This is a genomic window from Siculibacillus lacustris, from assembly GCF_004328075.1.
In the GTDB taxonomy this organism is placed as follows: Bacteria; Pseudomonadota; Alphaproteobacteria; order Rhizobiales; family Ancalomicrobiaceae; genus Siculibacillus; species Siculibacillus lacustris.
The window spans coordinates 47,929-71,552 of sequence record NZ_SJFN01000008.1 but is presented as its reverse complement, the minus strand read 5'-3'; the positions used below and the strand labels follow the sequence as shown (position 1 = coordinate 71,552).

Sequence of the window (23,624 nt, the reverse complement as noted above, 5' to 3'; positions counted from 1 at the left end):
TCAGAACACCGTGCCGTCGCTCTCGACCTGGATCGGCGGGCCGCCGTCGGGGCGGCGTTCGCGGGCGAGCCTGCGGCCGGTCGCCCAGGTGCCGCCCTCCAGCACGCAGGCCAGCGGAAAATTGTAGGCGTTGCGGCCGAGGCCCTGTCGCACCACCCCGGCGAGGCGATCGATCAGCGCCACGGTCAGCGCCCGCCATTCGACCACCAGCTCGCTGTCGACGGCATGGACGCGGGTCGCGGCCGCGGGATCGCGCAGGCGCAGGATGCCGCCGTCGACCAGCAGGCCGCCGTTGCGATAGTCCGGAAGCGCCGTCAGCCCGTCGAGATCGACCACGTCGAGACCGGCCCACACCAGGGGTTCGATCAGCGAATAGGTCAGCCACTGCGACATCTGGTGGAGCGGCACCAGGCCGGTGGTGGCGTCGTCGGTGACCAGCTTGGGATGAAGCCAGACGTCGCCGAGCGCCACGCCGGCCAGTTGAAAGCGGCCCGGCCAGATCGGGCCGAGGGCATCGAGCAGGATCTCCAGCACCGTCGGGGCCGGCACCCGACCGTCGGGGAAGCGCCGCGTCAGATGGTCGAGCAGACCGCCGGGACGGGCGCCGTCCTCGGTGCCGAAGACGTCGGAGCGATAGGCGATCTGCTGGCCGAGGCGATTGACCAGACCGAGGCGGCCGTCGAGGCCGACCAGCGGATTGGAGGCGGAGACCTGGAGGCCGTCGGCCAGTTCCTCGGCGGTGAGACCGGCGAGTGCGCGGGCGTCGGCGCGCAGCGGATCGAAGGGCTCGCTGGAGAAGATGCCGCTGGCGAACATCACCAGCGAGGCGACGGCGAGACCCTCGGAGCGGGTCCAGGTCTCGCCGGTCGCGGCTTCCGCATAGGTCCAGCGCGGCCCGGCGCCGGCATCGAGCAGCACGCCGACGGTGGCGAGGTCGATGGCGGCGCGACCGAATTCGGCTTCGCTCTCCCAGTCGCGGGAGGCGGCGAGCATGCCCCAGCGGTCGCAGGCACCGGCCTCGAAGTTGCGCCAGCGCGAATGCGGCGGCACCTCGAGCGACGGGTGCTCCGAGCGGATCTGGCGCAGGACCAGATCGGCGACCGGATCGAGGCGGCCGAGATCGATGGTGAAATGCTCGAGCCGATCCATCAGGGCGAGGTCGAACAGGTGGTTGGCGCGCGACCGCACCTCGCCGGCCGACAGCAGCCGGCGGGCAGCGGCGACCGCGGCCGGGTCCTGGGCGGGGGAGACGGCGTCGGTCATCGCGGAAACGTCCTCTGGCGCGGAGACGGCCGGCGCCGGCACCGAAGGGCGCGAATCGGTCGAGCGCAGCCCTCGCGTGCGAGTCTGCCGCTCTTTTCGACAGGGGTCGAGCGGACCGCACGCGGGTGTCCTACGTCGCGGTCCGGGTCAGGCGCCGAAGGCCCGCACGAAGGCGGCGGCGGCGGCGGCGGGATCGGCGGCGGTCATGATCGCCGAGACCACAGCGACGCCGTCGGCGCCGGCGGCCCGCAAGCCCGCCACGGTGTCGGCGGTGACGCCGCCGATGGCGACGATCGGCAAGGACGTCGCCGCCCGGATCGCCGCGAGGCCGGAAAGCCCCAGGGCGGGCGCGGCATCGGGCTTGGTGGCGGTTGCGAAGACCGGGCCGACGCCGAGATAGTCGACCCGGGCGAGATCGTCGGCATCGAGGTCGGAAAGCGCAGTGATCGACAGGCCGATCACCGCCGCCGGTCCCATCAGCGCTCGCACGTCGGCCGGCCGCATGTCGGACTGGCCGACATGGACATGGGAGAGCCCGGCAGCGAGCGCCACGTCGACGCGATCGTTGACGAACAGCGGCACGCCGCGGGCGGCGAGGCGAGCGCCCAGCGCCCGGGCGAGATCGACGAAGGTGCGGGTCGGCGCGCTCTTCTCGCGCAATTGCACCGAGCCGACGCCGCCCGACACCGCGGCGTCGACCACGACGTCGAGCGAGCGGGCACCGATCATGTCGCGATCGGTGACCAGCATCAGGCGCAGCGCCGCGGGCGCGAGGCGCGGGGCGGTCACGGCACCACCGTGACGGCGAACGCCACCTCCTCGGCGCCGATGCGGGCGAGGCGATCGACGAAGGCGGTGCGGAAGGTGGCGGGGCCGCCGTCGGCGTCGAAGGCGGCGAGGCGGCCGGCGACGCCGTAGACCGCGACCGCCGCGACCGCCGCGGCGAAGGCGTCGGACGGACCGGCCAGGAAGGCGGCGACCACCGCCGACAGGGCGCAGCCGGTCGCGGTGACCCGGGTCATCAGCGGATCGCCGTCGGCGAGCGCCACCAGACGCGTGCCGTCGGTGATCACGTCGACGGCGCCGGTGACCACCACCACGGCGCCGCTGGCTCGCGCCAACGCCACGGCGGCGGCGCGGGCCTCGTCGGAGGAATTGCCGCTGTCGACGCCCTTGGCGGCGGCCCCCGCGGCGCCGGCGACCGCCAGGATCTCGGAGGCGTTGCCGCGCACCACGGTCGGCTTCTCGGCCATCAGGCGGGCGACGGCGCGATCGCGCAAGGTGGTGGCGCCGGCACCGACCGGATCGAGCACCCAGGGGATGCCCTTGCGGCGGGCGGCGGCGGCGGCGGCGACCATGGCGTCGATCCACGGCGCCGACAGCGTGCCGATGTTGATCACCAGGGCGCCGGAGAAGGCGACGAATTCCTCGACCTCCTCGATCGCATGGACCATCGCCGGCGAGGCGCCGATCGCCAACAGGACGTTGGCGGAGAGATCCATCGCCACGTAGTTGGTGATGTTGTGGACCAGCGGGCGCGCGAGGCGCAGCGCGGCGAGGCGGCGGCCGACGTCGGCGCCGATCGCGGCGACGTCGGAGGCGGCCGCCGGGATGGCGGGGATGGAAGTCGGATCGGTGGTCATGGTGCTCGTCTCCCTTCGCCGGGCAGGGCCGGCCAGGTTCCATGGGTATCGTCTCAGCCCGCACCAAGCGGGCACCCCAGGAGCGGGAGCGACAATAGAACGGTGGACGAGCGACGGCAATCGGGCTACGGGGCGGGCGATCCGCACCGGGGCGGCTTGCGGGACGCTCGTGGTCGGCTAAGTTCGGCGTCCGACTTTCGTTCCCTCGTACCGGAGTTTCGAGCCATGTCTTCCGACGGCGTCACGGTGATCGCTCACCCGCTGGTGGCCCACAAGCTGACGATCATGCGTCGCAAGGACACCTCGACCAAGAGTTTCCGCCAGCTCCTGCGCGAAATCGCCCTGCTGCTCGCCTACGAGGCGACGCGCGACCTCGAACTGACCTCGATCGAGATCGAGACGCCGTTGACCACGATGCAGGCGCCGACGCTGGCCGGCAAGAAACTGGTGTTCGCGCCGATCCTGCGCGCCGGCATGGGCCTGCTCGAGGGCATGCTCGATCTGGTGCCGTCGGCCCGCGTCGCCCATGTCGGGCTCTACCGCGACCCGGCGACGCTGACCGCCATCGAATATTACTTCAAGGCGCCCGAGGACATGGAAGACCGCATGGTCATCGTCCTCGATCCGATGCTGGCCACCGCCAATTCGGCGACCGCGGCGATCGAACGGCTGAAGCAGGCCGGGGCCAAGGACGTGCGCTTCGTCTGCCTGCTGGCGGCGCCGGAAGGGGTGGCGCGGCTGCGGGCGGCGCATCCCGACGTGCCGATCATCACCGCGGCGATCGACGACCACCTCAACGACCACGGCTACATCGTGCCCGGGCTCGGCGACGCCGGCGACCGCATCTACGGCACCAAATGAGCCGTCGGCGGGGGAGCGGCCGGTGATCGTCGTGTTCGGCACCATCAACGTCGACATGGTCACCCGCGTGCCGCGCCTGCCGGGGCCGGGCGAAGAGGTCAAGGGCCGCAGCTACCGGCTGGCGCCGGGTGGCAAGGGCGCCAATCAGGCCCTCGCCGCGGTGCGCGCCGGAGCGCGGGTGGCGCTGGTCGGGGCGGTCGGCGACGATCCCTTCGCGACGCTGGCGCTCGCCGGGGTCGCGGCGGCGGGGGTCGACCTGACCCGGGTGGCGGTGGTCGAGATGGCCACCGGGGCCCACATGGTCGCCGTCGATCCGTCGGCCGAGAACATGATGATCGGCGCCGATTCGGCCAATCTGGCGGCGTCTGCGGCTCAGCTCGACGGTGCCTTCGGCCCCGGCGTGGTGTTCCTGACCCAGAACTCCCTGTCCCCCGAGGCGGTCACCGCGGCGATCGCCGCGGCGAAAGCCGCCGGCGCGCGCATCCTGTTCAACGCCGCCCCGGTCCACGGCACCGAGGACGCGAGCTTCGCCTCGGCCGAGGTGGTGGTGGTCAACCAGCACGAGGCCCGCGAGCTCGCGGTGCGCTTCGGCCTTCCCGCCGATCCCGCCGCCTTCGCCCGGGCCTTCGCGGTCCGCTTCGACGCGGTCACGGTGGTGACGCTGGGCGGCGCCGGTCTGGTCGCGGCGACCCCGGACGGACGGGCCTGGCACGGCACGCCGCCGCCGATCACGGCAATCGACACCACCGGGGCGGGCGACGCCTTCTGCGGCACGCTCGCCGCGGCACTCGACCGCGGCGACGGCCTCGAGACGGCGCTCTGCGAAGGGTTGGCGGCCGGCGCTCTGGCCTGCCGCGAGAGCGGCGCCCAATCGGGACTGGCCGACCTCGCCGCGATCCGCGACGCGGCGACGCGCGCGGTGCTCACCCGCGATGCCTGAGCCGAAGCGCCGCAGCCCCCGTCGTCCCGCCGCCGGCAAGGAGCGCAAGCGCGAATCCACGCCCTCGCCTTCAAGGGTTGTTAGCGCGAAGTCCGTATCCTTCTCCCGCTTCGACGGGATGGGACGGATGTTCAGGAACACGCTGCGCGCGGCTCTGCTGCTCTGCCTCCTGGTGCTGATGTCGCCGGCCTACATGCCGGCGCTGCTGCACGTGGTGGCCTTCGTGACCGAACGGCCGGTGACCGTCGATACGAGGGCCGTCGGCTACCGGGTCGAGGAAGGCGCCGGCGCGCCGAGCCGGGCGGCCGAGAGTTCCGGTCGCAGCGTGACCCTGCGCGCCGATCCGCGCGGACATTTCCAGACCGAGGCGACGATCAACGGCCGGGCGATCGACGTGATGGTCGACACCGGCGCGACCTCGGTGGCGCTGCGCCAGGAAGATCTGATGCGCCTCGGCCTGCGCCCTGTGCTGCCGTCGGCCTATACCGTGCCGATCGCCACCGCCAACGGCACCGCGCATGCCGCCCGCGTCACCCTCAACGAGGTGCGGATCGGCGACGTGCGGGTCAAGAACGTCGAGGCGCTGGTAATGCCGGAGAAGTCGCTCGGTACCAGTCTGCTCGGCATGAGCTTCATTCGCCGCCTGTCGAACGTCGAAATGGTCGGCAGCCGCCTGACCTTCCACGAATGATCGAGGCCGGTTGAACGACGGACGGCCGCGCGGGCCTTGCACGGCCACGCGCCGCGGTCGATCCTGCCGGCGAATCGATGTGCGGCGGTCGCCGACCGTCGCCCCCTCCCCGTCTCGGGCCGCCTCGCCGATGCCGCACGCCTCCCTCCGACGCCGTCTTCCGGTCGTGGCGATCGCCCTGGCGCTCGTCGGCGGCCCCGTCGGCGTGGCGGCGATCGAACGCGGCAAGCCGCGGGCGCGGCCGCCGCAACCCTTCCGCATCGGCATCGTCGCGCCGGCCCGCTCGGACGCGGCGCTCGACCGGCTCGAGCCCTACCGGCGACGGGTCGGCGAGGTCCTGGGTGTCGAGGCGCGGGTCGAACGGCTGCCCGACGAGCGGGCGCTGGTCGCCGCCCTGGTCGCCGGACGGATCGATCAGGCCGGCCTGTCGGGGGCGGGCTATGCCACCGCGCGGCGCTCCTGCGGCTGCGTCGAACCGCTGGTGGTGCCGCGCGCCGCCGACGGCTCGGCCGGTTTCCACGCCGTGGTGGTGGTGCGCACCGGCTCGCCGATCACCGCGCCCCGCGACCTCGACGGACGACGGCTGGCGGTCGCCGGCGAGCGGGCGATCGTCGGGCGGAGGCTCGCCACCGCGCTGCTCACCCGCGACGCCGGATCGGCGGTGACGCCGCGACTGGAGACGGTCGAGGGGCCGCGCGCCGCGCTCGCCGCGCTGATCGCCGGGCGGGTCGAGGCGGCGATGGTGTGGTCGACGCTCGAAGGCGACGTCACCGAAGGTTACGGCCGCGGCACGCTGCACTATGCGGTGGCCGCCGGCGAGGCCAATATGGCCGATCTCCGGGTGATCTGGACGTCGCCGGTCTTGCCGCACGGGCCGCAGGTGGTGCAGAGCCGCCTCGACGAGGCACGGCGGCGGGCGCTCGGCGAGATGTTGATCGATCTCGCCGACGTCGATCCGGCCGCCTACGAGGCGATCGAACCGGTCCACGGCGGCGGATTTCTGCGAATCGGCGCCTCGGCCTATGCGCCCTATCTCGATTTGATCGAACCGCCCCCGGCGCCGGCTGCGACCACCGGGGCGGTGCCGGCAGGAGCGGTCAGTTCGGAGACGGATAGGCCACCGTCGTCGACACGCGCGGCCGCAGATAGGTGACGTCCTTCAGGGTGATCGTGCCCGATCCCCAGATGTCGGCCATGAAGGTCGAGAAGGTCGAGACGTAGTCGTAGCGCGCCTGGGTGACGATCAGCTGTTGGCCGTTGGTCACCAGACCCGAGGGAATGGTGATCGGCGGGGTCGAGCCGACCGTCCAGGCGGTGGTGTTGCTGGCGACGCTCCAGGCGGTGACGAAGCCGCCGGAGGTGGTGTAGTTGACCGCCGAGACCACCAGCTTGGCCTGAGAGGCGTCATAGGGCGCCATCACCGCATTGGCGGCGGCGAGGATGTTGGTCATGTCCGACGAGCTGATCGAGCTGACCTGCGACACCAGGTCGCCGAGGGTGGCGCCGGTGTGGCTGATCTTGCGATAGATCGTCATCGCCTGCGAGACCTCGTTGCCGGCGATGAACAGGGTCAGCATCAAGGGCAGCAGAATCGCGAACTCGACCGCCGAGACGCCGCGCCGATCCGCGACCAGACGCCGCAGCGCGGCGCGACCGCGGGCGACCAGCGAAGCGCGGACGGGGGTCGCGGGAGCGGGGAGCGGCGCCGTCACCATGGGAAGGGCTCGTTGCGGAAGGCGGCGACGCCGGAGATCAGGCGCTTGCCGTTGCCGAGATTGGCGAGGTTGAGGCCGAGATAGTTGAAGGTCACCGGGAACTGGTAGAACACCCGCACCACCACGATGTCGGACGATCCACCCATGTTGAAGGTGAAGCCGGTGGTGACGAAGTTGCCGCTCGCATCGATCGGCGAGGTCGTCACCACCGAACTGAAGCTCGTATAGACCTTCGAATCGATGGTCAGGCCGCTGCAATCGAAAAGGACATAGAGGCGATTGCAGACCTGGGTGGCGAAGGCGCTCGAACTGTAGCCGGCCTGCTGGGCCTGGCCGGTGCGGATCAGGCGGCCGGCGTCGGCGACCGCGGTGTCGAGGATCTGCCCCGCCAGGAAGGCAATGGCGGATTCGAAGATGGCGCCGAGCAGACCGAGGAAGGGCAGCGCGATGATGGCGAATTCGACCGCGGTGGAGGCGCGCCGATCGGCGAGGAAGGCGCGCAGGAGCCACCGTCGCGGGCCGCTCCGGGGGGTCGGCAGTCGCTGGGGATCGACGTCGCGCGTCATTCCGGTCACGCACTCCCTCTGCCGGGGCGGGCGCCACGACCCTGTGGCCGCCGGCCGCCGCGGCCGTGACCGAGAGCTTCGCGGAAAAGCCTGAAGAATCGGTTCAAGAGATTCGGCGCGCAGCGGTCACCGCCGTCAGGGCGTGCCCGCCGATTGCTGGCCGAAGCCGTTGCGGGTGGTGATCTGCGAGTTGGCGGCGCCGAAATAATCGGCGGTGTCGCCCGGCTCGATCGCCGCATTGCAGTTGGGCGTGCAGGAATAGGTGTAGCGGGCACCGCCGCGCTGCACCGTGACATAGCCGACCTGGGGCTTCTCGACGTTGATCGTCTCGTCGGCGATCAGCTGGCCCTTGCCGTCGAGAATCACCAGATTGGTGATGCCGCTGGCCTTGCCGGTGATCACCAGGGTCTGACGGTCCTGGATCGAGGCGTCGGCGATCGCCGGATTGCCGATCACCACGGTGGCGGCCGGCGCGGAGATGCGCATCACCTTGGCGCGGTCGATGGTGACCGAGATCGGATCCTTGGCGAGGCCTGTGCCCGACACCGTCGCGGCGGCGGCGAAGATCAGGCCGGCGAGGATGGCGGTTGATTGCGACACGGCAGGCACACTCCGTCGGAGATCGGTCCCGGCATGTTGTGCGGGTTTGGTGAAGGAACGCTTAAAGGCCGGCGGCGGGGTCGCGAGGCGACGCAACGGCAGGCGGCGGTTGCGGAGGCTCGACGGCGAGGCGCGCGGACATGTCAGTACCGCTTGCCATCGAGGAAAGTGCGGGCACGGAAAAGTTCTCGGCCGAGCTCCCGCTTCGCCGTCGGTCGACGATCGGGGTCACGGATCGTTAGGCATCGCCGGAGTTCCAGCGATAGACACAATGATAACCAATCAAATTTACCGGGTCTTAGAAGGCGGGCGCTATGGTCGGATCAGACTTCGAGCAGCCAGAAGGATCGGTGCACCGAAGCTCTGTTGACCCGTGTGAATACCAAGGAGCTAGACAGATGACCATGTTCACCCGCTTCCTCAAGGACGAGTCCGGCGCCACCGCCATCGAGTACGGCCTGATCGCCTCGCTGGTCGCCGTCGCCATCATCACCGGCGCCACCGCGCTCGGCACCAACCTGAACCGCACCTTCACGAACCTCGCCGCCAACATGAAGTGAGCGGGTTCCACGCGGACCGAATTCGAGAGGCGGGGACCGGCGTTCCCGCCTCTCGTCGTTTGCGGCGGCGCCCAACCCGGCGTTTACGCCGCCTTCAGGGACGATGCGCCATCGTGATCGCATCGCTGCGCGAGGAGGGACTGATGCAGGTACTGCCGGCTGTGGTGACCGCGGTGTTCCCGGTGCTCGTCGTCCATGCGGCGGTGACCGATTTCTTCTCGATGACCATCTCCAACCGGGTGTCGATCGGCCTGTTCGCCGTGGGTCTGGCGGCGGTGGCGCTGACCGCCGGGTCGCCGGCCGAGGTCGGTGCCCATTTCGCGGCGGCCGGCGTGGTGTTCGCGATCGGCTTCGCCTGTTTCGCCTTCGGCTGGATGGGCGGCGGCGACGTCAAGTTCGCGGCGGCCGTGGCCTTCTGGCTGGGTTGGCCGCACATGCTCGACTTCGGCCTCGCGGTGTCGATCTTCGGCGGCGGCCTGACGCTCCTGGTGCTGGCCTCCGACCGCCTGCTCGATCCGCTGCCGGTGCTGAAGTTCGGCTTCCTGGCGCGCTTCCACGAACATCGCCGCGTGCCCTACGGCATCGCCCTGTCGGCGGCGGGATTGCAGATCTTCTCCCAGAGCGACTGGATGCGGGTGTTTCTGTGAGGTGTCCGACGGGCGAAAACCCGTCGTCGCGACGGTCTTCACGATCCCTTCACCGCATTTGCAGAGATCTCGTTAACCATACCTGAACCACTCGTGCCCGAAACTCCGATGCCATGGACGTCGTGGACGTTCCTTGCGCAGTTCGGATCGAGGTCATGCAGGTCACCCGTCTTCTCGTTCTGGCCATCGCGCTCGGCGCCGGCATCGTCGCCGCGCTGCTGGCGGTGAAGATGTCGAATCGCGAGCCGCCGCCGCCGGTCGTGGTGGCGACGCCGACCGAGGCCCCGCGCCTCGACACCGTCGACGTACTGGTCGCCGCCCGGGACATCCAGACCGGCACCCGGCTGATCGCCGGCGATCTCGCCTGGCAGGCCTTCCCCAAATCCGGTGTCGTCGAAGCCTATGTGATCCGCGCGGCCCGCCCCAAGGCGGCCGAGGAGTGGGTCGGCATGGTGGCGCGGGCGCCGTTCCTGACCGGCGAGCCGGTGCGCGAACAGCGGCTGATGCGCGCCGAACGCGGCTTCATGTCGGTGATCCTGACCCCCGGCATGCGGGCCGCGGCGGTCGAGGTCAAGGCGGCCGGCACCGCCGGCGGCTTCATCCTGCCCAACGATCATGTCGACGTGATCCTCACCCGGGCCGCCCCGAAGGGCGGCGCCGGCGCCAACGACGCCTATGTCAGCGACACGATCCTCACCAACATCCGCGTCCTGGCGGTCGATCAGCAGGTCTCCGAATCCAAGGGCGAGGCCTCGATGCTGGTCAAGGACACGGTGACCCTCGAGCTGACGCCGCATCAGGCCGAGACCATGGCCCAGTCGCAGCAGCTCGGGGTGGTGTCGCTGGCGCTTCGGGCCCTGCGCGATCACGAAGGCCCGGTGGTCGACGAACCGGAGGCCGCGGCCGGCGGCTCGGTCAAGATGGTCCGTTACGGGGTGTCGTCGACGGTCAACATGCGCCGCTGACGCGGCGCAGCTCTACTCGAGCGCCACCGACGTGGCGCAGGTGCGAATGTCGAGGATTTGGGTATGTCCGGGAGTCTGGTCCACTTGCGCAGAACTGCCCTCGCCGTGGCGGCGATGGTCGGGGCGTGCCTCGCGGTCCCCGCGCCCCAGGCGGCCGAGCCCGCCGCCGCGGTGCGTCTCGATCGCACCCAGGCGTCGCTGCCCCGCGGCGATCGGGTGGTGCAGCTGCCGCTGTCCAAGTCGCAGGTGCTCGACTTCGACGAAGAGATCCGCGACGTGCTGGTCTCCGACCCGAAGATCGCCGACGCGGTGGTGCGCTCGTCGCGCCGCCTCTATCTGATCGGCAACAAGTTCGGCACCACCAACATCGTGGTGTTCGGCGCCTCCGGGCGGCCGATCGCCAACATCGAACTCCAGGTCCAGCTCGACACCCGCAGCCTCGAAGGCCTGCTCAAGCGGCTCCTGCCGCGCAGCGACATCCGCGCCGAAGCGGTCGCCGGAACGGTGGTGCTGTCGGGAGCGGTCGGCAGCGCCAGCGAGGCGGTCCAGGCCTACGAAGTCGCCACGCGCTTCGTCGGCAATCAGCCGGATTCCGGCGGCGGCGCGGCGAGCGGCGGCAGCGCCACCACCGGCGGCAGCAGCTCGGCCGGGTCGACGGTGCAGGTGGTCAACACGCTGACCATCCGCGGCAAAGACCAGGTGATGCTGAAGGTGACGATCGCCGAGGTCCAGCGCCAGGCGGTCAAGATGCTCGGCATCAACCTGACCAACACCGGCACCGCCGAGAGCACCGCCGCCAACGGCCTGCTCACCGGCCTGCTCGGATCGTCGGGCAACTTCGGCACCAATGCGGTGACCACCAATTCCTTCCCGATCAATTCCGGGGTGACCACCGCGCTCGACCAGCGGTTCAGCTGGGATGCCGGGGGCTTCAAGCTGCGGGCCCGGCTTCAGGCGCTCGAACAGGCGAGCCTGATGAAGACGCTGGCCGAGCCGAACCTGACCGCGCTGTCGGGCGAGCAGGCGCAGTTCCTGGTCGGCGGCGAATATCCGGTGCCGATCGTCACCCAGAACGCCATGACCGTCGAGTTCAAGAACTACGGCATCGCCCTCAACTTCCAGCCGGTGGTGCTGGCCGACGACCGCATCAGCCTGACGGTGAAGACCGAGGTCTCCGAACTGACCTCGGACGGCGCGGTGACGGTCAGCGGCATCACCATCCCGGCGCTGCGCATCCGGCGGGCCTCGACCACCCTGGAGATGCCGTCGGGCGCGATGATGGTGCTCGGCGGGTTGATCAAGGACGACGTCAAACAGGCGATCTCCGGCACCCCGGGCCTGCTCGACATCCCGATTCTCGGCACCCTGTTCCGATCGCGCGACTTTCAGCAGTCGCAGAGCGAACTGGCGATCTTCATCCAGCCGGTCCTGGTGCGGCCGGTGGCGGCCTCCAAGCTGCAGCGACCCGACCAGAACTTCCAGCCGGCCAACGACGCCGCGGGCTATTTCCTGGGCCGGCTCAATCGCATCTACCGCGCGGCCGATCGCACGCCCGGCGGCTCCTACCGGGGCCGCGTCGGCTACATCTACGAGTGAGGGAACCCCACGCCATGAGCCCGACGCCCCTCCCGTCCCGGTCGCGCCTCGTCCCGGCGCTGCTGCTCGGCCTCGCCGCGATCGCCACGCTCGGCGGCTGCGCGACCCGGACCGATCCCGATGCCACCGGCAGCATCGATCAGGACGGCTATCGCCAACGTCACCCGATCATCGTCGAAGAGGGCGAGGAGACGCTCGATCTGCCGGTCGGGATCGACGTCGCCCATCTGACGCCGCGCATGGCGCGGACCGTCGAGAGTTTCGGCCGCGCCGCGCTGGAGCGGCGGGCGAGCGGCATCACCATTCTGGTGCCGAGCGGTTCCACCAACGAAGTGGCGGCGCGCAACGCCGCAGCGGAAGTGTCGGCGGCGCTGCAGCGGGCCGGCCTGCCGGCCCATGCGATCACCCGCCGGCCCTACGGGGCGCTCGGCGCCCAGGACGCGGCGCCGATCCGCCTCACCTATCCGCGGGTGGTGGCGCGGGTGGCGCACCCTTGCGGCCAGTGGCCGGACCAGGTTGTCGGGTCGTTCGCCGGCTTCGACAACGGCAGCTACTGGAACTTCGGCTGCGCCACCCAGGCCAATCTCGCCGCGGAAGTGGCCGAGCCGACCGATCTGATCTCGCCCGCCGAGATCGGCCCGGCCGACACCACGCGCGCGGTCAACGTGATCGACAAGTACCGCAAGGGTCAGAAGACCAAGTCCGACTTCGGTCTGGCGTCGACCAAGACCTCGTCCTCCGGAGGCGATTGATGACCCGTAACCCCGAGAGACCGGTGCACMCCCCGTCCAGCGACGCCCGCCACATCCCGCGCATCGCCATCCAGGCGTTCTGCGAGACGGAAGCCGTGGTGGCGGCGCTCGAAGGGGCCGCCGCCGACCGGCGCATGTCGCGCGCCCACGTCAAGGTCCAGATGGGCGGGCTCGCCGCGGCGGTCGAGTTCTACGGTAGCGCGCCGACGCCCAACCTGGTGATCGTCGAATCCTCGGGCAAGGGCGAGGACATCCTCGGCCATCTCGACGGACTGGCCGACGTCTGCGATCCCGGCACCAAGGTGCTGGTGATCGGCCACATCAACGACGTTCTGCTCTACCGCGAACTGATCCGCCGCGGGGTCAGCGAATATGTGGTGGCGCCGCTCGATCTGTTCGACGTGCTGCGCACCATCGGCGACCTCTATCACCGGCCGGAAGCGGCGCCGGTCGGCCGCTCGATCGCCTTCATCGGCGCCAAGGGCGGCTGCGGCGCTTCGACGCTGGCCCACAACGTCGCCTGGTCGATCGCCACGACTTGGGACAACGACGTGGTGGTCGCCGACCTCGACCTCGCCTGGGGCACCGCGGCGCTCGACTTCAACCAGGACCCGACCCAGGGCACGTTGGAGGCGCTGACCTCGCCCGAGCGGGTCGACGAGACCTTCTTCGACCGCCTGCTGACCAAATGTTCCGACCGCTTGAGCGTGCTCGCCGCGCCGGCGCTGCTCGATCGGATCTACGACTTCGAGGAACTGTCGTTCGATCCCTTGATCGAGGTGGCGCGGTCGAGCGTGCCGGTGGTGGTGATCGACATGCCGCACCAATGGAGCGGCTGGACCCGACGGCAGTTGCGCGAGGCCGACGAAGTGGTGGTGGTCGCCGCCCCCGATCTCGCCAACTTGCGCAACGCCAAGAATCTGGTCGACGGCCTGCGCTCGTCGCGGCCCAACGACGCGCCGCCGCGGCTTGTGTTCAACATGGTCGGGATGCCGAAGCGGCCGGAGATCAAGCTCGACGAATTCGCCAAGGCGCTCGATCTGCCGATCACCGCGACGGTGCCGTTCGACGCGGCGCTGTTCGGCAATGCCGCCAACAAGGGTCTGATGATCGGCGAGATCGACGCCAAACACGCGACCACCGAACTGATGCGGGCGCTCGCCGCCGCGGTGACCGGACGGACCGAGGTCCGCAAGGCCCGCCGCTCGGCCTTCGCACCGCTCATCGACAAACTGCGCGCCCGCAAGGCGTCGTGAAACCCGACCGGAACGAGGAAGGTCACAGATGTTCGGACGACGCGGTGGAGCACAGGGCGCCGGAAGCGGGGGACGGTCGGAGCCGACACCGGCCGCGCCGACGCGCGCGCCTGCGCCGAGCCGCGCCCCGACCCCGAGCCGGGCGGCCCCGCCGTCGGCCGCCGCCAATCCCAACACGCCGATCCCGCCGGGCCGCGCCGCCCAGGAGCGCGCCCGTTCGGAGGAATATTACGACACCAAGTCATCGATCTTCTCGGCGCTGATCGACACCATCGACCTCGCCCAGCTCGCTCGCCTCGACGCCGAATCGGCGCGCGAGGAGATCTCCGACGTCATCAACGAGATCATCCATCTCAAGAGTCTGGTGATGTCGATCGCCGAGCAGGAGGACCTGCTCGCCGACATCATCAACGACGTGCTCGGCTACGGTCCGCTGGAGCCGCTCTTGGCCCGCGACGACATCGCCGACATCATGGTCAACGGCTGCGAAAAGACCTACATCGAAGTCTCCGGCAAGGTGCAGTTGACCGGCATCCGCTTCCGCGACAATCAGCAGCTGATGAACATCTGCCAGCGGATCGTCAGTCAGGTCGGCCGCCGGGTCGACGAATCGAGCCCGATCTGCGACGCGCGCCTACCCGACGGCTCGCGCGTCAACGTCATCGCCCCGCCCTTGGCGATCGACGGGCCGGCGCTCACCATTCGTAAGTTCAAGCGCGACAGCCTGACCCTCGATCAGTTGGTCAAGTTCGGCACGATCACCCCGGAAGGGGCGACGGTGTTGCAGATCATCGGCCGGTCGCGCTGCAACGTGTTGGTCTCCGGCGGTACCGGTTCGGGCAAGACGACGCTGCTGAACTGCCTGACGCGCTACATCGACCAGACCGAACGCATCATCACCTGCGAAGACGCCGCCGAACTGCAGCTGCAGCAGCCGCACGTGGTGCGCCTGGAAACCCGGCCGCCCAACCTCGAGGGCGAGGGTCAGGTGACGATGCGCGATCTGATCAAGAACTGCCTGCGCATGCGGCCGGAGCGGATCATCGTCGGCGAAGTGCGCGGACCGGAGGCCTTCGACCTCCTCCAGGCGATGAACACCGGCCACGACGGTTCGATGGGCACGCTCCACGCCAACAGCCCGCGCGAGGCCCTGTCGCGCATGGAATCGATGATCACCATGGGCGGCTACGCCCTGCCGGCCCGCACCATCCGCGAGATGATCGTCAATTCGATCGACGTGGTGGTCCAGGCGGCGCGCCTGCGCGACGGCTCGCGCCGGATCACCGCGATCACCGAAGTGCTCGGCATGGAAGGCGACGTGATCACCATGCAGGACCTGTTCATCTACGAGATCCTCGGCGAGGACGAGTTCGGCCGGGTGGTCGGGCGCCACCGCTCGACCGGCATCGGCCGGCCGAGAATGTGGGACCGAGCGCGGTACTTCAACGAGGAGCGGCGCCTCGCCGAAGCGCTCGACGCGGCCGAAGTCGGCAACGCCTGAGCGGGCATGGAGGGGGCAGCGTGTTCGAAACCAACGTGATCGTCCTGGCGATGATCGGTCTGGCGATGGCGAGTGCCGCCGGCATCGCCTATGCGCTGCTCTACGACCGGTTCCAGGGCGAGAAGACCGCGCAGAAGCGGGTCGGCCGGATCGTCGACCCGGCGACCAAGGTCGAGGAGATCGCCGGCCGCAAACGTTCGCTGCAGGACGCGCTGAAGGACTTCGAGGACAAGCAGAAGGCGCTCGAGGAGCGCTCCAAGCGGCCGCCGCTGAGCCTTCGGCTGACCCGGGCCGGGCTCTCCTGGACCAAGAAGACCTACATCCTGGTGTCGATCGGCATCGGCGTCGGCGTGGCGATGGGCGCCTTCGTCCTGTCGGGCAATCCGTTCGTCGGCCTCGGCGCCGCCGTCGTCGGCTTCCTCGGCCTGCCCAGCTGGCTGATCGACCATCTCGCCAAGCGGCGGCAGAAGGCCTTCGTCGACGAATTGCCGACCGCCGTCGATCTGATCGTGCGCGGCATCCGTTCGGGCCTGCCGCTCGGCGACTGCCTGCGCATGGTGGCGACCGAGACCAAGGATCCGGTGCGCTGGGAATTCCGCCAGATCATCGAATCGCAGCAGCTCGGCCTGCCGGTCGGCGAGGCCTGCCAGAAGCTCTACGAGCGGGTGCCGGTCCAGGAGGCCAACTTCTTCGGCATCGTCATCGCCATTCAGCAGAAGGCCGGCGGCAACCTGTCGGAGGCGCTCGCCAACCTCTCCAAGGTGATCCGCGACCGCAAGAAGATGAAGGCGAAGATCATCGCGATGTCGATGGAGGCCAAATCCTCGGCCGGCATCATCGGCTCGCTGCCGCTGATCGTCGGCGGCCTCGTCTACCTCACGAGCCCCAACTACATCATGCTTCTGTTCCGCACCACGGCGGGCAACGTCATCCTGGTCGGCAGCGGCTTGGTGATGTTGGTCGGCATCCTGGTGATGAAGAAGATGATCAGCTTCGACTTCTGAAAAGGGCCACCGATGGGCGACTTCCTGGCGATGCTGGCCGATCCGCAGATCCTGCTCGGCGCCTTCACGGCGATCGGGGTGGCCGCGACGATCTTCACCGTGGCGATCCCCTTCCTCGAGAAGGAGCAGTTGGCGACGCGGATGAAGGCGGTGTCGGTCGAACGCGACAAGATCCGGATCCGCGAGCGGGCGCGGATGAACACCGAAAAGCCGGTCAGCCTGAGGGTCGAGCCCAAGGCCTACATGAAGCGGCTGGTCGACCAGCTGCAGCTGAAGAACGCATTGTCCGACGACAAGACCGCCGATCAGTTGCGGATGGCCGGATTTCGCGGTCAGGCACCGCTGACGGTGTTCCTGTTCGCACGCTTCATCATGCCCTTCGTCTGTTTCATGGTGGCGCTGTTCTATTTCTTCGGCCTCGGCATGACCGAGCAGCCGCCGGGCATGAAGCTCGCCTTCTCGTTCCTGGCGGCCGGCGTCGGCATGTACCTGCCGAACTTCTACGTCTCCAACGCCATCCAGAAGCGCCAGCAATCGATCCGTCGCGCCTGGCCCGACGCGCTCGATCTGATGCTGATCTGCATCGAATCCGGCATGTCGGTGGAGCCGGCGTTCCGCAAGGTGGCCGAGGAGATGGGCACCCAGTCGCTGGCGCTCGCCGAAGAGATGTCGCTGACCGCGGCCGAACTGTCCTACCTGCAGGAGCGGCGCAAGGCCTACGAGAACCTCGCCACCCGCACCGGGCTCGAAGCGGTGCGGGCGGTGGTCACCGCGCTGATCCAGGCGGAGCGCTACGGCACGCCGCTCGGTCAGGCGATCCGGGTGCTGTCGCAAGAGAGCCGCGACACCCGCATGGCCGAAGCCGAGAAGAAGGCGGCGTCGCTGCCGCCCAAGCTCACCGTGCCGATGATCGTGTTCTTCCTGCCGGTGCTGTTCGCGGTGATCATCGGGCCGGCGATGATCCAGCTGTTCGGCTGGAAGTGAACGTGCGGGCGGCCGCGATCGCGGCCTGCGACGGGATGCCCATTCGTATTTATTAGAATTGACTAATGTATTGCGGCGGCCCAGGGTCGCGGTCCCCATCGCCCTTCCCCGCCGCCGGGACGGGCGAATTCGCGAACCCGGAGACCCGCGATGCACAAGGATTGGCCGAAGATCGCCGAGGAGATGTCGGTGCTCCTCAAGGAGGTGCGGATCGGCGCGCCGGAGACGATCAAGGGCTTCGGCCAGATGTCGGCCGGGGCGCTGAAGGCCGGGGCGCTGGACACCCGCACCAAGGAGCTGATCTCGCTGGCGATCGGCGTGACGGTGCGCTGCGATCCGTGCATCGCCTTCCACGCCAAGGCGGCGCGCGCCGCCGGCGCCACGCGCGAAGAGGTGATGGAGACGGTGGCGACGGCGATCTACATGGCGGCGGGACCGGCCTTCATGTATGCGGCCCAGGCCGTCGAGGCCTTCGACCAGTTCGCGCCGAAGAGCGAATGACGGGCACGCCGTCCGGTCAGCCGGCCGCCGGCTTGCGGTCGGCGGCGCGGATCTGTTTCCAGGTGTCGGGCTGGCTCAACATCGCCTTGAGATAGGCGATGTTGGCCTCGGCCTCGTCGGGCGGCAGCTCGGCGGTGGCGACCCGACGGGCCTCGTCGAAGCGACCGGCGAGACCGATCACCAGGGCGAGGTTCTGGCGCACCCGGCTGTCGGCACGCGGATTCTGCGCGGCGCGGCGCAAGGTCGCCTCGGCTTTGGCCAGTTCGTTGGTGAAGACGAAGGACAGGCCGAGGTTGTTGAGCACCGACGGCTCGTCGGGCACCATCTTCAGCGCCTCGCCGTAGAGGCGGCGGGCTTCTGCGGTGTTGCCGAGCTGATCTTGGATCGCGCCTTCGGCCGAGGTCAGGCGCCAGTCGGGGGTGCGCGGCGGATTGGCGGCGCGGATCACCTTGAGGGCCTCGGCGAAATCGCCGTTCTCGGCGAGCGCCTTGCCGTAGGCGGCGGCGACGCCGGTGTCGCCGGGCGCCTGCAGCATGGTCTTCTGCAGCACCTCGACGGCCTGGGCGAAGCGGCCGTCGGCGCGCAGCGCGGCGGCGAAGTTCATGGCCACCGAGGGATCGTCGGGACGCTCGCGATAGCGCGCGGTCCAGGCCTCCATGGTCGCCCGATCGTCCTGGGGCGCGGTGCCGATCGAGCCGGTGGTGGCGGGATCGTCGGTGCGGCGCGGCGTGGCGCAGCCGGCGAGCCCGGTCGCGGCGACCAGCGCGAGAGCGAGAAGGAGGCGGGAGGAGCGCGGGCGCTGGGGCATCTGGCGGGTCTCTCGGGAACGCGAGCGGCGGTCGGCGCTCGGTCGTCACCCTCTCGTTATGCTTCGTTAACCCTAACGGACGGTTAAGCCGGGCGCCGTCGCGCGGTCCCGGGGTGGACGCGGCCGCCGAGGGGGCTAGATTGCAGCGATCGATCCCGTTCCCGCCGTGCCCGGAGAATCGCCTTGCCCCTGCCCTTCCTGCCGCTCGACTTCGATCTCACCTCGCTTCCGGTGTGGACGGTGACGCCGGAGGGCCTCGCCGCCCGCCTCGACGAGCTCGGCGGCTCCGTAGCCGCCTTCGCCCGGGCCTGCGGTTTCGAGGCGACCGCCGGTGCGCTGATCGTCGTGCCGGACGCCGAGGGCGGCATCGCCGGGGCGCTGTTCGGGCTCGGCCGGCGCGGCGATCCGGCGCGCACGCCGTTCCTGCCCGGGCGGCTCGCCACCCTGCTGCCGCCGGGCGACTGGCACATCGACGGACCGCTCGAGGACGAGACGCTGGCGGCGCTGGCCTTCGGCCTCGAGGCCTATCGCTTCGGGCGCTATCGCGACGCGCCGCAGCGGGCGGTGCGGCTGCGGCTGCCGATTTCGGTCGACCGCAACCGACTCGGTGCGACGATCGAGGCGGTGTGGCTGGCCCGCGACCTGATCAACACCCCGGCCAACGACCTCGGCCCGGCGGAATTGGCCAATGCCATCCAGGCGGTGTTCATGGCGGCCGGCGGGCAGGTGCGGGAGATCGTCGGCGACGATCTGCGCGACGGGTTCCCGCTGGTCCATGCGGTCGGTCACGGCTCCGACCGGGCGCCGCGCCTGATCGACGCCACCTGGGGCCGCACCGATCGGCCGAAAGTGACCCTGGTCGGCAAGGGCGTGGTGTTCGATTCGGGCGGCCTCGACATCAAGTCGGACGCCGGCATGCTGTTGATGAAGAAGGACATGGGCGGCGCGGCCTCGGCGCTGGCGCTGGCCGCGATGATCCTCGCCGCCGACCTGCCGGTGCGCCTGCGGCTGATCGTGCCGGCGGTCGAGAACGCCGTGTCGGGCCGCGCCTATCGCCCCGGCGACGTGGTGGCGAGCCGCAAGGGGCCGACCGTCGAGATCGGCAACACCGACGCCGAGGGGCGGCTGGTGCTGGCCGACGCACTGGCGCTGGCCGACGAGGAGGCGCCGGCCCTGCTGATCGACCTCGCCACCCTGACCGGGGCGGCGCGGGTGGCGCTCGGGCCCGATCTGCCGCCGTTCTACACCGCCGACGACGAGCTCGCCCAGGCGATCGCCGAGGCCTCCGTCCGGGTGTTCGATCCCCTGTGGCGGATGCCGCTGTGGCCGGCCTATCGGTCGATGCTCGACAGCAAGATCGCCGACACCAACAACGTCGCCACCGGCGGCTTCGCCGGATCGATCCTGGCGGCGCTGTTCCTGCAGCGCTTCGTCGAGGCGGCGGAGAGCTGGGTCCACGTCGACGTCTACGGCTGGACCCCGGCCGCCCGGCCCGGTCGCCCGGAAGGCGGCGAGGCGCAGGCGATCCGCGCCCTGTTCGAGGTGATCGCCGCGCGCCATCCCAAGCCCGCCGGCGTTCCCACCGAACCGCTGCCCGACGCGGTGTGACCGGCCGGGCGGCGGCTCACTCCTCGCCCATGGCGATCAGGGTGGTGTTGCCGCCGGCCGCCGCGGTGTTGGTCGAGATCACCTGTTCGAGGGCGAAGCGCGGCAGGTAGCTCGGGCCGCCGGCCTTGGGGCCGGTGCCCGACAATCCGGAGCCGCCGAAGGGCTGCACCCCGACCACCGCGCCGATCATGTTGCGGTTGACGTAGACGTTGCCGACCGAGACCGCGTCGCAGACCCGGCGCACGGTGGCATCGATGCGGCTGTGGAGGCCGAGCGTCAGGCCGTAGCCGGAGCCGACGATCGAAGCGATCACCGCGTCGAGCTCGTCGGCCTTCCAGCGCACCACGTGCAACACCGGGCCGAACACCTCCGTGGTCAGATCGGCGGCGCGGTCGAGGCGGACCACGGTCGGCGCCACCCAGGTGCCGGCGGCGAGCGCGCCGTCGGGCACGCTGCCTTCCCAGACGATGCGGCCGGCGGCGCGGCAGGCGGCGAGGTGGTCGTCGAGGCGAGCCTTGGCTTCGGCGTCGATCACCGGGCCGAGATCGGTGGCGAGCAACCGCGGATCGCCGAGCCGCAAGGTCGCGGCAGCGCCGACGATCATCTCCAGCACCCGATCGGCGACGTCCTCCTGGAGGAACAGCAGGCGCAGCGCCGAGCAGCGCTGACCGGCCGAGCGGAAGGCGGAGAGCACGACGTCGTCGGCGACCTGTTCGGGCAGCGCGGTGGCGTCGACGATCATCGCGTTGATGCCGCCGGTCTCGGCGATCAGCGGCACGATCGGCCCGTCCTTGGCGGCCAGCGTGCGGTTGATGCGGCGGGCGGTTTCGGTCGAGCCGGTGAAGGCGACGCCGGCGATGCGCGGGTCGGCGACCAGGGCGGCGCCGACCGTGCCGTCGCCGGGGACGAGATGGAGCGCGCCGGCGGGGATGCCGGCGGCGTGGAGCAGGGCTACGGCGCGGGCGGCGATCAGCGGCGTCTGCTCGGCCGGCTTGGCGATCACGGTGTTGCCGGCGGCGAGCGCGGCCGTGATCTGGCCGACGAAGATCGCCAGGGGGAAGTTCCACGGCGAGATGCACACGAAGGCGCCGCGGCCGCGATGGTGCAGGCGGTTCTCCTCGCCGGTCGGGCCGGGGAGGATGCGATCCTCGCCGAACAGGCGCCGCGCCTCGGCGGCGTAGTAGCGGCAGAAGTCGGCAGCCTCGCGGACCTCGGCCAGCCCGTCGGGCAAGGTCTTGCCGGCTTCGCTGGCGAGCAGGGCCATCAGGCTCTCGCGTTCGGCCTCGAGGGCGTCGGCGGCCCGTTCCAGGGCCTCGGCGCGGGTGGCGGCGGGGGTGCGGTCCCAATCGGCCTGGGCGGCGACGGCACGGGTGATGGCGTCGCCGGCGAGGGCGGCGTCGGCTTCGACGACGCGGCCGACCACGGTGGTGCCGTCGACCGGCGAGACCACGGCGCGCGCGGTGCCGGGCCGGGCGGTGCCGTCGATCACCGGGGCGGCGTCGCGCGGGGTGGCGACGGCGGCGGCGACCTTGCGCTCCAGGGTCTCGCGGTCGGCGGTCCAGCCGAGCTCCAGGCCGCCGGAATTGCGCCGGGCGTCACCATAGAGGGCGGCCGGGACGGGGATGCGGGCATGGCGGGCGCGGGCGCCGTGGCCGAGTTCCTCGGCCGGGCGGGTCAGCAGCGCCGAGACCGGGATATTGGTGTCGCCGACCTTGGCGACGAAGGAGGAATTGGCGCCGTTCTCGAGCAGGCGGCGGACCAGATAGGCGAGCAGATCGCGATGGCCGCCGACCGGCGCATAGATCCGGCAGGCCATGCCGTCGTCCTCGACCACGCCGCGATGCAGCGCGTCGCCCATGCCATGGAGCTTCTGGTACTCGAAGCCGGGATCGGTGTCGGACCAGCCCTCGCGGGCGATCTCGCGGACCTGCGCGACGGTCACCGCATTGTGGCCGGCGAACTGCGGATAGATGCGCGGGCGCAGGCGCAGGAGCTTGCGGGCGCAGGCGAGATAGGAGAGATCGGTCGCCGCCTTGCGGGTGAACAGCGGATAGTCGACGAGGCCGCGTTCCTGGGCGCGCTTGATCTCGGTATCCCAATAGGCGCCCTTGACCAGACGGACCATCAGCCGGCGATCGTGGGCCTCGGCGAGGGCGCCGATCCAGTCGACCACCTCGACCGCGCGCTTCTGATAGGCCTGCACGGCGAGGCCGAAGCCGTCCCAACCCTTGAGCGACGGATCGGCCAGGGTGGCGGCGAAGACGTCGAGGGACAGCTCCAGCCGATCGGCTTCTTCGGCGTCGACGGTGAAGGCGAGGTCGTGGGCCTTGGCGGCGCGGGCGAGATCGAGCAGGCGCGGCACCAGTTCGCGCATCACCGCCTCGCCGTTGACCGCCTCGTAGCGCGGGTGCAGCGCCGACAGCTTGACCGAGATGCCGGCGCGGCTCGGCAGACCCGCCTTGCCGGCGGCGCCCTTGCCGATGCGTTCGATGGCGAGCGCATAGTCGGCGAAATACTTGTCGGCGTCGGCGGCGGTGCGCGCGCCCTCGCCGAGCATGTCGTAGGAATAGCGGTAGCCCTTGGCCTCCCAGGAGGCGGCGCGCGACAGGGCGCTGTCGATGGTCTCGCCGAGCACGAACTGATAGCCCATCACCCGCATCGCCTGGCGCGCCGCGGTGCGGATGGTCGGCCGCCCGAGACGCTTGACCATGCCGGAGATGACCCCGAGGGGGGTCTCGCCGGGACGGAAGATGCGGGCGGTGAGGCCCATCGCCCAGGCCGAGGCCGAGACCAGCCAAGCGTCGGAGACCCGCTCGTGGTTCTCGAATTCGGCTTCGGCGAGCTTGTCCTCGATCAGCTTGTCGGCGGTCTCGGAATCCGGCACCCGCAACAGTGCTTCGGCCAGCACCATCAGGGCGAGGCCCTCGCGGGTGGTCAGCGAATATTCGCGCAGAAATTCTTCGACGCCGAAGCTGCCGGTCTCGGCGCGGATCTTGTCGATCAGCCGCGTCGCGTGGGCGTCGATGCGGGCGTCGGCGGCCGGGTCGAAGCGGGCTTCGACGATCAGGGCGCGCACCAGCGCGACGTCGTCGGGGGCATAGGCGGCACGGAACGGGGCGATCGTCGGCGGCTGCGGAACCAGGGCACGGGAAGCGGTCATGGG

The 23,624-nt window shown here is 70.3% G+C and carries 23 protein-coding genes; 15 read left to right on the top strand and 8 right to left on the bottom strand.

The window, feature by feature from the left end; genetic code table 11:
* From EYW49_RS07030 to thiM, 3 genes are all read right to left on the bottom strand, one after another.
* Nucleotides 1–1,263: a URC4/urg3 family protein gene (locus tag EYW49_RS07030; protein WP_131307608.1), complete on the bottom strand. Its 1,263-nt coding sequence runs from the start codon at nucleotides 1,261–1,263 to the stop codon at nucleotides 1–3.
* Between the two features lie 147 nt (nucleotides 1,264–1,410).
* A complete protein-coding gene (gene thiE, locus EYW49_RS07025; protein WP_228259533.1) occupies nucleotides 1,411–2,052 on the bottom strand; it encodes a thiamine phosphate synthase in 642 nt (213 codons plus the stop codon).
* The gene (gene thiM, locus EYW49_RS07020) at nucleotides 2,049–2,906 is read right to left on the bottom strand and encodes a hydroxyethylthiazole kinase (RefSeq protein ID WP_131307606.1); all 858 of its coding nucleotides are present in this window, start codon (nucleotides 2,904–2,906) and stop codon (nucleotides 2,049–2,051) included. Before thiM ends, thiE begins: the two co-directional genes overlap by 4 nt.
* 225 nt (nucleotides 2,907–3,131) lie before the next feature.
* On the opposite strand from thiM, the gene upp reads away from it, so the two are divergent.
* From upp to EYW49_RS07000, 4 genes are all read left to right on the top strand, one after another.
* Nucleotides 3,132–3,767 (top strand): uracil phosphoribosyltransferase, encoded by a 636-nt coding sequence (gene upp, locus EYW49_RS07015; RefSeq protein WP_131307604.1) that lies wholly within the window; start codon nucleotides 3,132–3,134, stop codon nucleotides 3,765–3,767.
* Nucleotides 3,768–3,789: 22 nt separating this feature from the next.
* A complete protein-coding gene (locus EYW49_RS07010) occupies nucleotides 3,790–4,707 on the top strand; it encodes a PfkB family carbohydrate kinase (protein ID WP_131307602.1) in 918 nt (305 codons plus the stop codon).
* Nucleotides 4,708–4,834: 127 nt separating this feature from the next.
* Entirely contained in the window at nucleotides 4,835–5,398 is a 564-nt protein-coding gene (locus tag EYW49_RS07005) for a retropepsin-like aspartic protease family protein (RefSeq protein ID WP_131307600.1), read from the top strand.
* A gap of 166 nt (nucleotides 5,399–5,564) precedes the next feature.
* Nucleotides 5,565–6,551, top strand: a complete 987-nt coding sequence (locus EYW49_RS07000) for a phosphate/phosphite/phosphonate ABC transporter substrate-binding protein (protein WP_165498164.1) — start codon at nucleotides 5,565–5,567, stop codon at nucleotides 6,549–6,551.
* Here the strand turns inward: EYW49_RS07000 and EYW49_RS06995 are convergent.
* The 3 genes from EYW49_RS06995 to EYW49_RS06985 all read right to left on the bottom strand — a co-directional run bounded on the left by EYW49_RS06995 (nucleotide 6,496) and on the right by EYW49_RS06985 (nucleotide 8,279).
* Complete coding sequence (locus EYW49_RS06995; protein WP_131307596.1) at nucleotides 6,496–7,113, bottom strand: TadE/TadG family type IV pilus assembly protein; 618 nt, start codon at nucleotides 7,111–7,113, stop codon at nucleotides 6,496–6,498. The genes EYW49_RS07000 and EYW49_RS06995 overlap by 56 nt on opposite strands.
* A complete protein-coding gene (locus EYW49_RS06990; RefSeq protein ID WP_131307750.1) occupies nucleotides 7,107–7,679 on the bottom strand; it encodes a TadE/TadG family type IV pilus assembly protein in 573 nt (190 codons plus the stop codon). Before EYW49_RS06990 ends, EYW49_RS06995 begins: the two co-directional genes overlap by 7 nt.
* A 135-nt stretch (nucleotides 7,680–7,814) precedes the next feature.
* On the bottom strand, nucleotides 7,815–8,279 hold the full coding sequence (locus tag EYW49_RS06985; RefSeq protein WP_131307594.1) for a pilus assembly protein N-terminal domain-containing protein: 465 nt from the start codon (nucleotides 8,277–8,279) through the stop codon (nucleotides 7,815–7,817).
* Between the two features lie 404 nt (nucleotides 8,280–8,683).
* On the opposite strand from EYW49_RS06985, the gene EYW49_RS06980 reads away from it, so the two are divergent.
* The 10 genes from EYW49_RS06980 to EYW49_RS06935 all read left to right on the top strand — a co-directional run bounded on the left by EYW49_RS06980 (nucleotide 8,684) and on the right by EYW49_RS06935 (nucleotide 18,045).
* Nucleotides 8,684–8,839, top strand: a complete 156-nt coding sequence (locus EYW49_RS06980) for a Flp family type IVb pilin (protein ID WP_407695465.1) — start codon at nucleotides 8,684–8,686, stop codon at nucleotides 8,837–8,839.
* A gap of 113 nt (nucleotides 8,840–8,952) precedes the next feature.
* Complete coding sequence (locus tag EYW49_RS06975; protein ID WP_131307590.1) at nucleotides 8,953–9,486, top strand: A24 family peptidase; 534 nt, start codon at nucleotides 8,953–8,955, stop codon at nucleotides 9,484–9,486.
* A gap of 155 nt (nucleotides 9,487–9,641) precedes the next feature.
* Complete coding sequence (gene cpaB, locus EYW49_RS06970) at nucleotides 9,642–10,451, top strand: Flp pilus assembly protein CpaB (protein ID WP_165498162.1); 810 nt, start codon at nucleotides 9,642–9,644, stop codon at nucleotides 10,449–10,451.
* Nucleotides 10,452–10,514: 63 nt separating this feature from the next.
* Nucleotides 10,515–12,047 (top strand): type II and III secretion system protein family protein, encoded by a 1,533-nt coding sequence (locus tag EYW49_RS06965; RefSeq protein ID WP_131307586.1) that lies wholly within the window; start codon nucleotides 10,515–10,517, stop codon nucleotides 12,045–12,047.
* A gap of 14 nt (nucleotides 12,048–12,061) precedes the next feature.
* Complete coding sequence (locus EYW49_RS06960) at nucleotides 12,062–12,799, top strand: CpaD family pilus assembly protein (RefSeq protein ID WP_131307584.1); 738 nt, start codon at nucleotides 12,062–12,064, stop codon at nucleotides 12,797–12,799.
* Nucleotides 12,799–14,055 carry an AAA family ATPase gene (locus EYW49_RS06955; protein WP_131307583.1) on the top strand — a complete coding sequence of 419 codons (1,257 nt, stop codon included), beginning with the start codon at nucleotides 12,799–12,801 and terminating at the stop codon, nucleotides 14,053–14,055. The genes EYW49_RS06960 and EYW49_RS06955 overlap by 1 nt, the downstream gene beginning before the upstream one ends.
* Before the next feature lie 28 nt (nucleotides 14,056–14,083).
* Nucleotides 14,084–15,556 (top strand): CpaF family protein, encoded by a 1,473-nt coding sequence (locus EYW49_RS06950; protein WP_131307581.1) that lies wholly within the window; start codon nucleotides 14,084–14,086, stop codon nucleotides 15,554–15,556.
* A 20-nt stretch (nucleotides 15,557–15,576) separates the two neighbouring features.
* Nucleotides 15,577–16,560 carry a type II secretion system F family protein gene (locus EYW49_RS06945; RefSeq protein WP_323052982.1) on the top strand — a complete coding sequence of 328 codons (984 nt, stop codon included), beginning with the start codon at nucleotides 15,577–15,579 and terminating at the stop codon, nucleotides 16,558–16,560.
* A 12-nt stretch (nucleotides 16,561–16,572) separates the two neighbouring features.
* Entirely contained in the window at nucleotides 16,573–17,544 is a 972-nt protein-coding gene (locus EYW49_RS06940; RefSeq protein WP_131307579.1) for a type II secretion system F family protein, read from the top strand.
* A 150-nt stretch (nucleotides 17,545–17,694) separates the two neighbouring features.
* Nucleotides 17,695–18,045 carry a carboxymuconolactone decarboxylase family protein gene (locus EYW49_RS06935; protein WP_131307577.1) on the top strand — a complete coding sequence of 117 codons (351 nt, stop codon included), beginning with the start codon at nucleotides 17,695–17,697 and terminating at the stop codon, nucleotides 18,043–18,045.
* A gap of 16 nt (nucleotides 18,046–18,061) precedes the next feature.
* Here the strand turns inward: EYW49_RS06935 and EYW49_RS06930 are convergent, their stop codons facing one another.
* Entirely contained in the window at nucleotides 18,062–18,853 is a 792-nt protein-coding gene (locus tag EYW49_RS06930) for a tetratricopeptide repeat protein (RefSeq protein WP_131307575.1), read from the bottom strand.
* A gap of 183 nt (nucleotides 18,854–19,036) precedes the next feature.
* Here EYW49_RS06930 and EYW49_RS06925 point away from each other — a divergent pair, with 183 nt between their 5' ends.
* A complete protein-coding gene (locus EYW49_RS06925) occupies nucleotides 19,037–20,461 on the top strand; it encodes a leucyl aminopeptidase family protein (RefSeq protein ID WP_228259532.1) in 1,425 nt (474 codons plus the stop codon).
* 16 nt (nucleotides 20,462–20,477) lie between these two features.
* Here the strand turns inward: EYW49_RS06925 and putA are convergent, their stop codons facing one another.
* Entirely contained in the window at nucleotides 20,478–23,621 is a 3,144-nt protein-coding gene (gene putA / locus EYW49_RS06920; protein WP_131307572.1) for a bifunctional proline dehydrogenase/L-glutamate gamma-semialdehyde dehydrogenase PutA, read from the bottom strand.
* Nucleotides 23,622–23,624 lie beyond the last annotated feature (3 nt).